Origin of the sequence: Paenibacillus helianthi (assembly GCF_001909055.1) — a bacterium.
GTDB lineage: Bacteria > Bacillota > Bacilli > Paenibacillales > Paenibacillaceae > Paenibacillus_AQ > Paenibacillus_AQ helianthi.
The window spans coordinates 576,430-591,683 of the sequence record NZ_LVWI01000001.1 but is presented as its reverse complement, the minus strand read 5'-3'; the positions used below and the strand labels follow the sequence as shown (position 1 = coordinate 591,683).

At 50.6% G+C, this 15,254-nt stretch carries 11 protein-coding genes; all 11 read left to right on the top strand.

Going from position 1 to position 15,254, the window contains the following annotated elements; genetic code table 11:
* Nucleotides 1–89: 89 nt before the first annotated feature.
* The 11 genes from A3844_RS02595 (at nucleotide 90) to priA (ending at nucleotide 15,201) form a co-directional block, all read left to right on the top strand.
* Nucleotides 90–2,915 (top strand): calcium-translocating P-type ATPase, SERCA-type, encoded by a 2,826-nt coding sequence (locus A3844_RS02595; RefSeq protein ID WP_074106508.1) that lies wholly within the window; start codon nucleotides 90–92, stop codon nucleotides 2,913–2,915.
* Between the two features lie 72 nt (nucleotides 2,916–2,987).
* Complete coding sequence (gene dapF, locus A3844_RS02590) at nucleotides 2,988–3,824, top strand: diaminopimelate epimerase (protein ID WP_074106507.1); 837 nt, start codon at nucleotides 2,988–2,990, stop codon at nucleotides 3,822–3,824.
* A gap of 253 nt (nucleotides 3,825–4,077) precedes the next feature.
* Nucleotides 4,078–5,385 carry an ABC transporter substrate-binding protein gene (locus tag A3844_RS02585; RefSeq protein WP_074106506.1) on the top strand — a complete coding sequence of 436 codons (1,308 nt, stop codon included), beginning with the start codon at nucleotides 4,078–4,080 and terminating at the stop codon, nucleotides 5,383–5,385.
* A 5-nt stretch (nucleotides 5,386–5,390) separates the two neighbouring features.
* Nucleotides 5,391–7,097: a methyl-accepting chemotaxis protein gene (locus A3844_RS02580; RefSeq protein WP_074106565.1), complete on the top strand. Its 1,707-nt coding sequence runs from the start codon at nucleotides 5,391–5,393 to the stop codon at nucleotides 7,095–7,097.
* Between the two features lie 155 nt (nucleotides 7,098–7,252).
* A complete protein-coding gene (locus tag A3844_RS02575) occupies nucleotides 7,253–9,127 on the top strand; it encodes a bifunctional homocysteine S-methyltransferase/methylenetetrahydrofolate reductase (protein ID WP_074088593.1) in 1,875 nt (624 codons plus the stop codon).
* Nucleotides 9,128–9,165: 38 nt separating this feature from the next.
* The gene (locus A3844_RS02570; protein ID WP_074088594.1) at nucleotides 9,166–10,056 is read left to right on the top strand and encodes a YicC/YloC family endoribonuclease; all 891 of its coding nucleotides are present in this window, start codon (nucleotides 9,166–9,168) and stop codon (nucleotides 10,054–10,056) included.
* Between the two features lie 51 nt (nucleotides 10,057–10,107).
* A complete protein-coding gene (remA, locus tag A3844_RS02565) occupies nucleotides 10,108–10,368 on the top strand; it encodes an extracellular matrix/biofilm regulator RemA (RefSeq protein ID WP_006209218.1) in 261 nt (86 codons plus the stop codon).
* Nucleotides 10,369–10,386: 18 nt separating this feature from the next.
* Nucleotides 10,387–10,956: a guanylate kinase gene (gene gmk / locus A3844_RS02560; protein ID WP_074088595.1), complete on the top strand. Its 570-nt coding sequence runs from the start codon at nucleotides 10,387–10,389 to the stop codon at nucleotides 10,954–10,956.
* 55 nt (nucleotides 10,957–11,011) lie between these two features.
* A complete protein-coding gene (gene rpoZ / locus A3844_RS02555; protein ID WP_074088596.1) occupies nucleotides 11,012–11,212 on the top strand; it encodes a DNA-directed RNA polymerase subunit omega in 201 nt (66 codons plus the stop codon).
* Between the two features lie 225 nt (nucleotides 11,213–11,437).
* Nucleotides 11,438–12,670: a bifunctional phosphopantothenoylcysteine decarboxylase/phosphopantothenate--cysteine ligase CoaBC gene (coaBC, locus tag A3844_RS02550; RefSeq protein WP_244169665.1), complete on the top strand. Its 1,233-nt coding sequence runs from the start codon at nucleotides 11,438–11,440 to the stop codon at nucleotides 12,668–12,670.
* A complete protein-coding gene (gene priA / locus A3844_RS02545) occupies nucleotides 12,670–15,201 on the top strand; it encodes a primosomal protein N' (protein ID WP_074106505.1) in 2,532 nt (843 codons plus the stop codon). The genes coaBC and priA overlap by 1 nt, the downstream gene beginning before the upstream one ends.
* Nucleotides 15,202–15,254: the final 53 nt, after the last annotated feature.

Below are 15,254 nucleotides of genomic sequence, written 5' to 3'. Positions count from 1 at the left end.
GACGACTATGAATACACTTGGACATGAACAGGTGGAAAAGCTGTGCGCCGCCGGAAGTCAAGAAACGACCGGGAGGGGAAAGTAGGACTATGGAACAAAAAAGTTGGCACCGGCTCGGTGCAGAGGAACTGCAGAAGATGTTCGGCGTTCATCCGGGATCGGGCCTAAGCGGAGAGGATGCCGCGCAGAGGCTGATGGAGAACGGACACAATGAGCTGTCGGAAGGGAAGGCAATATCTCCGCTTACCCTGATGCTTAACCAGTTCAAGGATTTCATGGTGCTGGTGCTGATGGGAGCGACGCTGGTGTCCGGTCTGCTGGGTGAATACCTGGACGCCATAACGATTGTCGCTATTATTATGCTGAACGGGGTTCTGGGTTTTGTCCAGGAATTCCGCGCCGAACGTTCGCTGCGTGCGCTCAAGCAGCTCTCGGCACCTTCTGCAAAGGTGCTGCGCGATGGAAAGGTTGAGCACATTCCCGCCAAAATGCTGGTGCCTGGCGATATTGTGCTACTGGAGAGCGGTGACCGGATTCCTGCCGATGTCCGCTGGCTGCAGTGCAGCGCTTTGTACGCAGAGGAGTCCGCGCTAACCGGTGAATCACTGCCCGTCTCCAAGCATTCGGAAGCTATTCATGCCGAGGAAATTCCGCTTGGTGATCAGAAAAATATCGGATTTATGGGCACAATGGTCACGCGGGGAACTGGCCGGGCCATCGTTGTACGCACCGGCATGGATACCGAGATGGGCAAAATTGCCGATCTGATCCTGAATACCGAATCTCAGGAAACACCACTCCAGCATCGGCTGGAGCAGCTGGGGAAGATTCTGATCTATGTTTCACTCGGCCTGACTATTGTGGTTGTAGCTGCGGGTATTCTGCATGGGCAGCCTGTAGCTGCTATGTTCCTTGCCGGTGTAAGCCTTGCTGTAGCGGCGATTCCGGAAGGGTTGCCGGCCATTGTCACCATTGCGCTTGCACTCGGCGTTCAGCGGATGATCAAACGCAAGGCCATTGTCCGCAAGCTCCCATCGGTCGAAACACTCGGGTGTGCCTCGGTGATCTGTTCCGATAAGACGGGAACGTTAACCCAGAACAAAATGACGGTCACGAGGTTATGGAGTGCTGGGCGGAATTTAGAGGTAACGGGTGAAGGCTATGCCCCAATCGGACATGTACTGCAAAAGGGCAAGCCCATTGACCTTAAAAATGATCAAAACCTGCGGCGCATGCTCCAGATCGGCGCACTGTGCAGCAATGCAGAGATTATTGAAACCTTTCCCGGGGAAACCCGGAGCAAACGCAAAGGCAAAGAGAAAGAGAAAAGCAGTGAAACCGGCAAGAATGCGGCCAATCCGTCTGTATGGGAGCTGAAAGGTGACCCAACGGAAGGGGCACTGGTTACTTTATCCGCAAAAATGGGGCTGACTGCGCAGTCGCTTGCTGTGACCTATACAAGGGAAACGGAGTTTCCGTTCGACTCCGAACGCAAGCTGATGTCCGTGGTTGTCAATCATCCGGGCGGTAAAATGATCTGTACCAAAGGTGCGCCGGATGTTCTGCTGAACTGCTGCTCCTATATGCTGTGGGAAGGTGCGGTCGTACCTTGCACACCTACCTTGCGCCAGAAGGTGATGGAGGCCAATGAAGAAATGGCATCGGGTGCGCTGCGTGTTCTGGGAATGGCTTACAGGGAAATGCGTTCCGGTGAAGTTGCAGGCAGTGAAAAAGAAGCCGAATGCCAATTGGTCTTCGCCGGACTGGCCGGGATGATCGATCCGCCGCGCCGTGAGGTGCGCGATGCCATCAGCATCACCCGCAGAGCAGGAATCAAGACAGTGATGATTACCGGAGACCATGGAACCACAGCAGAAGCGATTGCCCATCAGCTGGGTATTTTGCAGCGTGGCGGAACTGTATTAACCGGCAGCCAGCTCACCCGGATGGATGACGATGCCCTCGATAAGGTATCGGATAATGTATACGTGTATGCAAGGGTTTCTCCAGAGCATAAGCTGCGCATCGTCAAGTCCCTGCAGCGCCATGGGCATGTCGTGGCGATGACCGGGGACGGGGTCAATGACGCCCCGGCGATCAAAGCGGCGGATATCGGGATCTCCATGGGGATCACGGGGACAGACGTAACCAAAGAAGCTTCTTCGCTCATTCTGGGCGACGACAACTTCTCTACTATAGTAGCGGCCATTGAGGAAGGACGGAACATTTACGAGAATATACGCAAATTTATCCGTTATCTGCTCGCTTCGAACGTAGGGGAGATTCTGACGATGTTCTTTGCCATGATGCTGGGGCTCCCTCTGCCTCTGGTTCCCATCCAGATTCTCTGGGTCAATCTGGTAACCGACGGCCTGCCCGCGATGGCACTTGGGGTGGATCAGGCTGAGAAAGATTTGATGGAGCACAAGCCGCGCGGATCGAAAGAGAACATCTTTGCCCGCCGCCTTGGCTGGAAAATCATCAGCCGCGGGCTCCTGATCGGCCTCTGCACCTTAGCCGCTTTCTGGCTGACGCTGCGAATTGACCCCGGCAGTCCGCAGCAGCTGATCCGGGCGCAATCGGTTGCTTTTGCCACCCTGGTTATGGCCCAGCTGATTCACGTCTTTGACTGCCGCAGCTCCCGCTCAGTGTTCCACCGCAATCCGTTTCAGAACAAATATCTGGTGCTGGCTGTGCTCTCATCAGTTCTGCTGATGCTGGTAGTTATGTATCTGCCTGTGCTCCAGCCAGTGTTCAAGACCGTGCCGCTTACCTTCCGTGAATGGTGTCTGGTGCTGGTTACCGCAGGCATTCCTACCTTCCTGATGGGAGCTGGCAGCGTGTGGGGCGGCAAGAAGAACCACAGCCGCAGCGGAGGACGGACAATGATAAAAAGTACAAAAATTTCGGCATAAAATCAATAGCTTAAACCCACTCCTTAAGGTATGCTTGGTTCACTGTTACTAACCTTTAGGAGTGGAATCTCAATGGAATTTACCAAAATGCATGGCCTTGGCAATGACTTTATTATCGTTTTCGGCGAGCAGGAGCTTCCTGCTAATGCCTCTGAGCTTGCAGTTACCCTGTGTAACCGGTTCTTCGGAATAGGTGCGGACGGGCTAGTCTATATACTGCCGTCAGAACGCGGTGATTATATGATGCGCATTATGAATTCGGACGGTTCGGAAGCAGAGCAATGCGGGAACGCGATCCGTTGTGTGTCCAAATATGTCTATGAGCATGGACTGGTCAGCTCTGAGCAGATTGTTATCGAAACCATCGGTGCCGGTGAGCAGAAGGTATCCCTGAAGGTGAAGGACGGCGTGGTGGAGACGGTTACAGTTGATATGGGCGAGCCTGTGTTGTCAGGAGCGCAGATACCTGTGGCTATCGATGCCGAGCCTGTGCTGGACCAGCCGATTGAAGCGGATGGCAAAGAGTTCAAATTCACCGCTGTATCTATGGGCAATCCGCATTGTGTAATCTATGTGGATGATGCTGTAGGCTTTGACCTGACCACTTGGGGGCCAAAGCTGGAGGTACACCCACTGTTTCCAAGAAAGGTCAACGTTGAATTCGCCACCGTACTGGACCGCGGACATGTCGATATGCGTGTCTGGGAACGCGGAGCAGGACCTACCTTGGCCTGCGGAACCGGTGCTTGCGCCACGTTGGTCTCCTCAGTGCTGAATGGTCTAACCGACCGAACCGCGACAATCAGCCTGAAGGGCGGCGATCTCTATATTGAATGGAACGAAGAAGACAACCATGTTTACATGACTGGCCCGGCCCAGGTGGTATACACGGGTTCGGTGGACATTTAATCGGTCATCCTACAATCAGGATTTAACAATAAAAGAGCTATTTTCAAGCGGAATCTTTCACTTGAAGATAGCTCTTTTTCGTATTTGCGCATGATTGTGAATGAATGCACAACCAATACAAATGCTTTTTTGCTGAAAAAAGTCGAAAAAATACACAAGAAATTAGAGGGATCATCCGATATAAATTATAAGTTTTTACAGTTTTAGAAAATTGTTTTTTAGAGTTTGATTAGCATTAGAAAGGTGGACATTCATGAAACACAAATCAACCAGGATTTCGGCCATTTTTTTGACCTCTGTGATGTTGATATCACTTGTGGGGTGTACAGGGAAAGGTAACGAAGAAGTTAAGAAGTCGGATGAACAAATCACATTGAATTTTATGTGGTGGGGTAAGCCGAGCCGTAAGGAGATCACGTTAAAGGTTATTGATTTGTTTGAGAAAGAGAATCCCAATATTAAAATTAATACCGAGGATTACTCTTCAACTGCTGAGGTAGCCCAGAAGCTGGCGATGGAAACCGCTGAGCAAAAAACACCGGATATCATGCAGACAGACTATAATTTTGCTTTTAACTATGTCACCCATCACTTGATTGAGCCACTCGAACCGTATATGAAGTCCAACGTCCTTGATCTGTCCGATGTGGATAAATCCTATCTGGCCTCAGGACAGTATGAAGGGAAACAGTATGGTATTCCCATGGGATCGAATGCTCTGGGAATCGCATATGACCCTGAAATGTTTAAACAGTATGGTATAGAGCCACTTCAGGATTCGTATTCCATTCAGGATATGCAACAAACGATGCAGCAATTTAAAGACAAGGTTCAAACCCCGGGTTTTTATCCTTTGTATGCGATGTTTGATTTATCCTATTGGTTCAGAATGAAGGGTGAATCTTTTTACAATAAGGAAAAAACAGGTCTTGGTTTCAAAGATGCTACCCTGGTTGAATATCTGACACTGACGAAAACATGGCTGGATCAGGGGCTTCTGAACCCCGGTACAGATTCATCCAAGGATGAGAAAAACCCGCTGGCAACAGGGAAAACTGCATTTTTACAACTGGTAAGCAACCAAATGGTTTCAAATGGTGACGAAGCGGGCAGAACGCTGAAAATCATGAACCTTCCTACGGTTGAGGGGGCTGCTGCAGAAGGGAACTTTGTGAAGCCTTCTATGTTCATCATGGTATCTTCTTATTCTAAACATAAGGAAGCAGCGGTTAAATTCGTTGATTTTGTCACTAATAACAAGGAAGCGAATAACATTCTTAAGGGTGACCGCGGAGTTCCGATTGCAACTAAAATCGCAGAACAATTATCCAGTCAATCCACCGAACAGGGGAAAGAACAATACTCATACATGAGTTATATTGCCAAACACTCCACCCCAATTGATCCGCCAGCACCGCTGTCTGATGCGGTCGTTCAAAACGCTCTGAAAATCATACTGAAAAACCTGTATGCCGGCAGTATTACACCAGAGCAGGCTGCAAGCACGTTCAGAGCACAGGCTGAAGAGATTTTGGGACCGAAAGAGGAGGGAAGCAAGTGAACAGGATGCAGAGTATCTTTCAAGCGAAAAGTATAAAACAGCGTCTTTACATAGGGTTTGGTATCGTTTTGATTTTGCTGGTGTTTATCGGAGTTACCGGGTACATGTATCTCTCGCAAATTAACGGAACCTATACCAGCCTCCTCAAAAAACAAGTGGCTACAATAGGCTTAATAAAAGATTTGAACACTACCATCGAATCTGAACATGCGGATGTATCCGATTTTATCATTTCTGCAGATCCGAAAAAAATGGATGCCTATGCAGCTGCACGCCTCAAATTCACGGAACATCATGCGAAGCTGGAATCACTGATCACAGATCCCGGTAAACAGCAGATTTTGGCCGGATTAGATTTGCTGCAACTGCAATTCATCGTAATATCCGATCAGATGATTGACGCTAAAAATAAAGGTGAATCAGAGAGCATAGTATCTATTGCAGTAAATCAGAGCGTCGTGTTGGATAAATTTGTTGAAGTAGCCCGTAACCTGGTTACTACGGAACAGACGGAAGCTGATCATAAAATTGCCATGGCGCAGCAACGTGCAAAAGATGTGGAATCCACGATAATTGGAGTCATCATCATATCTCTAATTGCGGCAGCGGCATCATCTCTGCTGATCAGCAGTCAGATAACGAAGCCCATTAAGCTGCTGCAGACAGCTGCTGTGCGGATTGCAAACGGAGATTTGACAGTTAACGAGATTCGAATCAAGAACAAGGATGAGCTTGGCGATTTGGCGGTTTCCTTTAATCACATGTCGGGCAATCTGCGGCATCTGATTCAGGAAATCGGGTCTCATGCAGAGCAGGTTGCAGCATCCGCCGAAGAACTGACAGCCGGTGCTGAACAAACAAGCCAGGCCACTGAACATATTGCTCATATTACTGAGGATCTGGCCCAAGGTACGGAAAAACAAGTTGAGAGTATTGCCGGAAGCATGAAAATGGTAAACCGGATGAATGAGCAGGCAGTTTTTATTGAAGAAAGTGCCTCCAGTGTGAACCAGTCCGCCATTAATGCTTCGCAAATTGTGGTACAGGGATCTGACGCGGTTAAGTCAGCGATACAGCAAATGGCTTCGATCCAGAATAACTCTACTGAGGTTGCCGTATCCGTTAAATCACTAGGTGAAAAATCAAAGGAAATCGGTACGATTATTAACTTTATTAATGAGATTGCAGGACAGACGAATCTGTTATCTTTGAATGCCTCCATCGAAGCGGCGCGTGCAGGAGAAGCCGGCAGAGGATTTGCGGTTGTAGCTTCTGAGGTGAAAAAGCTTGCTGACCAGACTGCTATGTCTGGAAAGCAGATCTCTGAGGTCATCAAGAGCATCCAGCTGGAGAGCGAAATCAGTGTATCCAGGGTATTGAAAGGCGAAGAAGAGGTACTTGAGGGAATACGTTCCGTCACTGAAGCAGGAGAAGCTTTTGAACAGATAGAAGTGGCTATGCATGGTGTGACCGCTGAGATCAGTGAAGTTTCCGAGGCTTCCAAAGAAATGTCCAGTGATACCAAAAATCTGGTAACAGCTTTTGAAGGGATATCTGTAATTGTCAGTGAAACATCCGGTGGGACACAGAGTGTTTCAGCTTCTGCGCAGGAAACGCTGGCGACGGTAGAAGAAGTCAATAGTGCTTCAATGGCTCTGGCAAAAATGTCTGAAGAATTATTAGAACTGGCTGGAAAATTCAAAATAAGCTAATCCTCATTACTTTTACAGCAAATCTCCGATTCGGGGATTTGCTTTTTTTAGGGTCTGGTAATATGAATGGCTTTTGCCTGCTGAAAGCTTATCATCCATCCCGATTTATGTTACATTAGTATGAAACTATGGACTGATTAAGGGAGGTTCTTACGGTGAAGCCGGATTTGCGCTCTGCATGGAAGAATAACGTGTTGGTCGGAGACGGAGCGATGGGAACCTTTTTATATCAAAAAGGCTTCCCGGTCGGCATCTCCTATGAAGAATTGAATCTGACCTCTCCGGAGGTTATTGAAGATGTACACCGGAGCTATATTGAAGCGGGAGCGGTGCTGCTGGAGAGTAATACTTACTCTGCCAATTATGACAAGCTGTCCAAATTTGGCCTGGAGGCCAAGGTGGATGAAATCAACCGCGCAGGTGTACGGATTGCACGGCATGCTGCCGGGGATACCGGTTATGTCGTAGGTGCGGTTGGTTCAATCCGTGCCGGTAAACGGGCAAACCTGTCCAGCACCGAGCTGAAACGGTTTTATGCCCAGCAGTTTTCGGCGCTTTTGGAAGAGCAGCCTGACGGGATTATGCTGGAAACGTTCTATGATGTGGAGGAGCTGCATCTGGCATTAAGAGCGGTCCGCAAGCTCAGCGAGCTTCCGGTGATCTGCCAGCTGGCTGTAGATGAGACCGCACGCACCCTGGACGGATTAACGCTGACGGAGGCTTTTCATATTCTGGAGCAGGACGGTGCGGATATTATCGGCTTTAACTGCCGAACCGGACCTAATGGCATTAAGCGTGCACTGAAATCACTGCAGGGCAGCTTAAGGCTCCCCGCTTCGGTATATCCTAATGCGGGTATCGCCGATTATGTGGACGGGCAGTACCGGTATGGTGCCTCGCCGGATTATTTCGGCCAGATGGCCCCGGTTTTTGCGGATATGGGTGCCCGTATTATTGGGGGCTGCTGCGGCACAACGCCACAGCATATCGCTGAGATCTCTGCCGCTCTTCGCGAGTATTCGCCGCAGCCTCTGCCGGAGCCGACAGCCCAGAACAAGCTGGAGCGCCTGACGGTACAGGAGCATCTGGGAGACAACGAAGAACGTGATGGTCATGAACCGACACTGGTCGATCTGGTCAAGGAACGCCACACGGTGATCGTTGAGCTTGATCCGCCGCGTGATCTGGATATTGCAAAGTTCATGCGTGGCGCGGAAGCGCTGCGAAGAGCAGGTGCAGATGCTCTGACGCTTGCGGATAACTCGCTTGCTGTGACACGGATGAGCAACATGGCGCTGGGGCATCTGGTTCAGGCCCGTACGGGCCTGCGTCCTCTGGTTCATATTGCCTGCCGTGACCGCAATCTGATCGGAACCCAATCCCATCTCATGGGCTTCGATGCCTTGGGCATTGACCATGTGCTGGCAGTTACGGGTGATCCGGCCAGATTCGGCGATTTGCCGGGTTCAAGCTCCATCTACGATCTGACCTCATTTGAAATTATACGGATGATCAAGCAGTTGAATGACGGCATCGCCTTTTCCGGCAAGCCGCTGAAGCAGAACGCGAATTTTGTTATCGGAGCCGCATTCAACCCGAATGTTAAGCATTTGGACAAGGCGGTTGAACGTCTGGAGAAAAAGATTGCCTCCGGCGCCGACTATATCATGACCCAGCCAGTCTACGATCCTGAGCTGATCGAACGCATTGCAAAGGCTACGGCGCACCTGGAGATCCCTATTTTTATTGGTATCATGCCGCTGGCCAGCGGACGTAACGCGGAATATCTTCATAATGAAGTTCCCGGCATTCAGCTGTCCCCAGAAGTACGAAGCCGGATGCAGGGTCTGGAAGGCGAAGAAGGACGTGCAGAGGGTGTGCGGATTGCCAAAGAGCTGCTGGATGCGGCTACTAGGCATTTTAATGGCATCTATTTAATGACGCCGTTCATGTTCTATGATATGAGTGTGCAGCTCCTGGAGTATGTGTGGGAGAAACAAGGACGTAAATTGTCCCCCTTGTTTCGCTAGTAAGAATCAATTACAATAGTGTAATGGATGTGATTCCGTTGTCATTTAGCATGACCGGATACGGTCAATCATCCCTGCAATTCGGCGGTTACAAGATTACGTTCGAAGTTAAATCGGTGAATAACCGTTACTGCGAAGTTGTACTGCGGATGCCCCGGGATTGGACGATTTATGAGGATATGCTGCGAAGACAAGTTCAAGCTCATATCAAACGGGGACGAGTAGATGTCATCATTAACAGGGAGCATACCGAAGAAGCCGAGTTGGCACAAGTGCTGAACCGTTCGGCGGTGCGTTCCTATTTGAAGTCAGCTGAGCAGCTGCAAGAAGAATTTGGGATTCAAGGTGAGCTGCTGCTGCGAGACATCCTTTCGATGCCAGGTGTAATGGAGTTCAAGGAAGATACCCATGTATCCGTCCTGGACCAGGACTTCAAGGATATTCTTGAGCAGGGTCTGAACCAGAGTCTGGAAGCTTTGTTAGAGATGCGAGCCCGTGAAGGCGGATTTCTAGCCGCTGATCTGGGGCGCAGGCTGAATCATCTGAAGGAGCTGCATGCTGAAATGGCAGCACTTGCTCCAGTGGTGGTGAACGAGTACCGTGAGAAGCTGCGCCAGCGGCTCAGCATGCTGAGTGACGGGACGTTCCCTTTTGAAGAGCATAAATTCGGAATGGAAATTGCTGTCTTTGCCGACCGCTGTAATATTGATGAGGAGCTTACCCGGCTGTACAGTCATTTTGAACAATGCAAGGCTTTGCTGAAGGGAAGCGAGCCGGCAGGACGCAAGCTGGATTTTCTCATTCAGGAGATGAACAGGGAGACGAATACAATCGGGTCCAAATGTAATCATCTGACTCTGGTGAATCTCACGCTGGATATGAAGGCTGAGCTGGAGAAGATACGTGAACAAGCAGCGAACCTGGAATGACAGTGATCTGAAGCAAGCAAAGATGTAATCTATGGGGGGAACAACCGGAACATGGCAATTAAATTAATCAACATCGGCTTTGGGAATATCGTATCGGCCAACCGAATTATTTCCATAGTCAGCCCGGAATCTGCACCAATCAAACGTATTATCCAAGAGGCCAGAGACCGGCACATGCTGATCGATGCCACTTACGGCCGACGGACGCGGGCCGTCATCATTACAGACAGCGATCATGTCATTCTCTCGGCTGTGCAGCCAGAGACTGTGGCACACCGTCTTTCCAGCAAAGATGACGATAACGACGAATAACAACAAATGGAGTGTACTATGTCAAAAGGATTGCTGATCATACTATCCGGCCCGTCCGGTGTTGGTAAAGGAACTGTATGTTCCGCACTGCGGCCGAAGATGCCTGAACTAGTCTATTCCGTTTCCGCCACAACGCGTTTGCCGCGTGAAGGCGAAGAAAACGGAGTCAATTATTTTTTCAAAACCAGAGAGCAGTTTTCGGCTATGATTGAAGCCGATCAACTGCTTGAATATGCGGAGTACGTAGGCAACTATTACGGTACTCCGCGTGATTTTGTGGAGCGAACACTCGACAGCGGAAGAGACATTATTCTGGAGATCGAAGTTCAGGGAGCCCTCAAAGTCAAAGACAAATTTCCCGAAGGTATCTTTGTGTTCCTTCTTCCACCGTCCATGGACGAATTGAAGGACCGCATCCGCGGACGCGGTACGGAGCACCCTGATGTCATTAACCACCGTATGTCCGTGGCAGAGGATGAGATCGGCCTGATCCAGCATTACGATTATGCAGTAGTGAATGATGAGATTGATCTGGCCTGCAAGCGAATAGAAAGCATCATCATCGCCGAACATTGTAAGGTGAGATGATAGGTACGTCAGAACTCAAGCTCATATCACAGTAAAAGATGAAGAGGTGTTTTACATGCTATATCCATCCATTGACGAAATGATGACCAAAGTCGACAGCAAGTATTCCTTGGTTGTTGCAGCAGCCCGCCGGGCAAGAGCACTACGCGAAGGCGGCAAGACCGATATCAAAGCTCCGAGATCACATAAGAACGTCGGTGTTGCTCTGGAAGAGATTTATGAAGACCGCATCATTGTGACCCGCGGAGAAGAGTAGTCCGAGCTATTCCTGCTAGGCCATTGTCAGAAACGGACGTAGCCATTTGTATGGGTTGCTGCCGTTTCTTCTTGGGTTAGAGGTCAATTATTTTAAATAGCCCAGACCGGGCTGTACCGACAACCGGAAGGTTGTTATTTTTTTCTCAAAAAGTGAGGATTTTCAGTTTTTCTTTCATATCTGATGGTTATGGACGCTAAGCAAGGGAACAGGGGGGAGATTCAGTTGAAGAGCTTACAGGGCAAAACGATTATATTGGGGATTACCGGTGGAATTGCTGCTTACAAAGGGGCTGCCTTGACCAGCAAGCTTACGCAAAAAGGAGCCACAGTGCATGTGATCATGACGGCCTCGGCCAAGCAGTTCATTACCGAGCTGACGTTGCAGTCTTTGTCCAAGCAGCGTGTTTACAGCGATACCTTTCAGGAGCGTGATCCGTCTTCGATTTCGCATATTGACCTGGCAGATTCCGCCGATCTTATTCTGATCGCACCGGCAACCGCCAATATCATCGCTAAAATGGCACATGGGCTGGCCGATGATATGCTGTCCACCACGCTGCTCGCAGCAACCGCTCCCGTTATGGTGGCACCGGCCATGAATGTACATATGTATCAGCATCCGGCGGTCCTCGATAACATCAATACGCTGTATAAGCGGGGAGTGAAATTTATCGAGCCTGGTGAGGGTCTGCTGGCCTGCGGTTATGTAGGGAAAGGTCGGCTGGAGGAGCCTGAAGCGATAGTGCAGGTGGTGGAGCAATTTTTTGCTCTACAACATGCTGCAGTGAACGGGCCTCTTACCGGGAAAAAAGTCATCATCACCGCTGGCGGTACGATTGAACGGATTGATCCGGTCCGTTATATTACCAATGATTCCTCCGGCAAAATGGGCTTTGCCCTAACCCGTGCTGCACGTGCAATGGGAGCCGAGGTAACGCTTATCGCAGCGCGCACTGATGAAGCACCTCCACAGGATCCGGAGATTCAAGTCGTGAGGGTGGAATCGGCTGCGGAGATGTATGATGCAGTGGTGAGCCGCTGGAAGGATTGCGATCTCTTGATCAAGGCTGCTGCAGTTTCGGATTACCGTCCTCGGCAGAGTGCCGACTCCAAAATCAAGAAGAGCGGAGAAACGTTGACTCTTGAACTGGTGAAGACGACGGATATCCTAGAGAGCCTCGGAAAAACGAAGGATAAGCAATTTTTGATCGGGTTTGCTGCGGAAACAGGCAATGCAGAATTGTATGCCAAGGACAAGCTGGTCCGTAAAAACCTGGATCTGATCGTTGCTAATGATGTCGCGGCTGAAGGTGCGGGTTTTGGGACAGATACCAACATCGTAGCCGTCTATGATGCTAATGGCCTTGTGTTTGATCTTCCACAGGTCTCCAAAGACGAAGTCGCCCGGCAGGTCCTGCAGTTGGCGGCAGCGCGCATTGCCGGAGCAGGATTATAATGGAGATAGCCAAGGTCATTGTCGATGTTCCTGTACGCAGCACTGACCGGCCTTTTGACTATTTGATACCGGACTCGCTTAAGCTGTGGATCGAAGTGGGAAGCCGGGTGGCAGTGCCCTTTGGACACCGAACGGTGCAAGGCTTTGTCGTCTCGCTGGAATCTGGTGAGATTGGTGCAGTATCGGGATTGAAGCCCATTCAGGAAGTGCTGGACTTGCTTCCCCCGCTTTCCCCGGAGTTAGTAGAGCTAGGGGACTGGATGAGCCAAAGATATGCCTGCAGACGTATTTCTGCGCTTCAGGCGATGCTTCCAACAGCTCTCAAAGGTAAAGCCGAACGGCTTATTACGCTTGGTGATGCTGCAGAAGACAGCGGCGGCAGCACGGATGAGCTGTTCCCTTTGTTCCTGGAACTGGATCAGGAGGAGAGCCGGATTACTGAATTTGTGGGACGACATGGAGAAGTCTCTATGAAGCTTCTGACAAAGACCTTTCCTCAGGCTGCAGAAACGGTGAAGTTTATGCTCCGCCGCGGTGTATTGGCTGAGAGTCAGTCGATTAAGGATAAGATGGGCAAGAAGAAGCTGAAGGCAGTCGATCTCGCCATTGGACTCTCCGCAGCCCGTGAATCACTGGCCGGATTTTCGGCGCGTTCAGCCCGCCAAAAAGAAGTATTGTCCTTTTTGATCGAGATGGAAGCCTTGCTGCCCATGCCGATGAAGGATGTATTGTCGGTTCTGCAGGTCACAGCCGGGACGGTAAAAGCGCTGGAGGATAAGGGGTTCATTGAGATCACTGAGATTGAAGTATACCGTGATCCTTACCAGGGGCGTGATTTCAAGCCCAGTGCTCCATTGCCGCTGACAGCCGAGCAGGAAGCGGTATATACGCGTATCGCATCAACCGTCGATGCGCAGCGGCATGAGGTGTTTCTGCTGCATGGGGTAACCGGGAGCGGCAAAACAGAAATTTACCTGCAGTGTATCCAGCGCTGTGTGGATCAGGGCCGTCAGGCTGTGGTGCTGGTTCCCGAGATTGCTCTGACCCCGCAAATGGTTGAGCGGTTCAAAGGCCGCTTCGGAAGCGGAGTGGCAGTGATGCACAGCCGGCTGTCTGTCGGTGAACGATACGATGAATGGCGTAAAATCCGCGAAGGCAAAGCAACGGTGGCGGTAGGCGCCCGTTCCGCAGTTTTTGCTCCGTTCGTGAATCTGGGTCTCATCATCATGGATGAAGAACATGAATCCTCCTATAAGCAGGAGGAAAATCCGAAATACCATGCCCGTGATGTTGCGGTCCGCAGAGCAGAACAGGGTGGAGCTGCAGTGATTCTCGGCTCCGCGACTCCTTCTCTGGAGAGCTATCATGCGGCCCGCTCCCAGAGCGATATTCATTTTTCGCCTGTTCTCCTTCACATGCCGAGCCGTGCACTCGGCAATGAATTGCCTAAGGTGCATGTGACTGACATGCGGGAGGAGCTTAAGGAAGGAAATCGTTCGATGTTCAGCCGCCGGCTCCATGCCGCTCTGGAGAGCAGGCTGGAACGCGGGGAACAGACGGTGCTTCTTCTGAACCGCAGGGGGTTTTCCACCTTTGTGATGTGCCGCAGCTGCGGGTATGTGGCTGGCTGTCCCGAGTGTGATATTTCCTTGACCTACCACAGCCGCAGCGATAACCTCCGCTGCCATTACTGCGGTCATGCTGAACCTGCGCCTAAGCTTTGTCCGGAATGCGGAAGCGAGCATATCCGCTTCTTTGGTACTGGGACCCAGCGGGTGGAAGAGGAGCTGGGGAAGTTGTTCCCGGGTATCCGTGTCATCCGTATGGATGTCGATACAACCACAGAGAAGGGTTCGCATGAGAAGCTGCTGAACCAGTTCAGGGATAAGAAAGCCGATGTGCTGCTGGGTACGCAAATGGTAGCTAAAGGGCTGGACTTTCCTGATGTTACACTGGTAGGTGTAATCACAGCAGATTCTGCATTGAATTTGCCGGACTTCCGGGCGGCTGAGAAGACCTTTCAGCTGCTGACGCAGGTCGCCGGGAGAGCGGGACGCCACCAGCTTCCCGGCGAAGTAGTAGTGCAGTCGTATACGCCGGAGCACTATTCCATAGTGCATGCCAGCGGACATGATTATCACTCCTTTGTGCGGGAAGAGCTGAAACACCGCCGGGAGCTGCATTATCCGCCGTATTGCCGTCTGATTCTTGTTACGCTCTCCCACGAACAGCTTCCCGTACTGCTGCGGATGGCAGAGAATTATGCGCTGAACCTGCAGGGAAAGGCTCGCCAGCTACGCTGGTTCGGCAGTCTGGATAAGCTGTCAACCGATGCGCTCGATTTACTTGGACCTGTCGCTTCTCCGCTGCCCCGGCTAAAAGGCAGATACAGATTTCAATGCATTATCAAGTGGCGCGGCCCCATTGATGCGATCGGACTGGCCCGACAGGTGGCAGAAGAACTTGAGGATTCGGTAAGAGATACAGGACTTCAAATCAGCCTGGATGTAGATCCGCAGATGTTGATGTAATCATCAGGCATGTTACAATAGGTACGCATTGCAGAGAATTCTTAAATGCGAAT

Bases quoted from the DNA above. Each gene is read 5' to 3' on its own strand.
- A3844_RS02595 (WP_074106508.1), top strand. From the start codon at position 90: ATGGAACAAAAAAGTTGGCACCGGCTCGGTGCAGAGGAACTGCAGAAG.
- dapF (WP_074106507.1), top strand. From the start codon at position 2,988: ATGGAATTTACCAAAATGCATGGCCTTGGCAATGACTTTATTATCGTT.
- A3844_RS02585 (WP_074106506.1), top strand. From the start codon at position 4,078: ATGAAACACAAATCAACCAGGATTTCGGCCATTTTTTTGACCTCTGTG.
- A3844_RS02580 (WP_074106565.1), top strand. From the start codon at position 5,391: ATGCAGAGTATCTTTCAAGCGAAAAGTATAAAACAGCGTCTTTACATA.
- remA (WP_006209218.1), top strand. From the start codon at position 10,108: ATGGCAATTAAATTAATCAACATCGGCTTTGGGAATATCGTATCGGCC.
- gmk (WP_074088595.1), top strand. From the start codon at position 10,387: ATGTCAAAAGGATTGCTGATCATACTATCCGGCCCGTCCGGTGTTGGT.
- rpoZ (WP_074088596.1), top strand. From the start codon at position 11,012: ATGCTATATCCATCCATTGACGAAATGATGACCAAAGTCGACAGCAAG.
- priA (WP_074106505.1), top strand. From the start codon at position 12,670: ATGGAGATAGCCAAGGTCATTGTCGATGTTCCTGTACGCAGCACTGAC.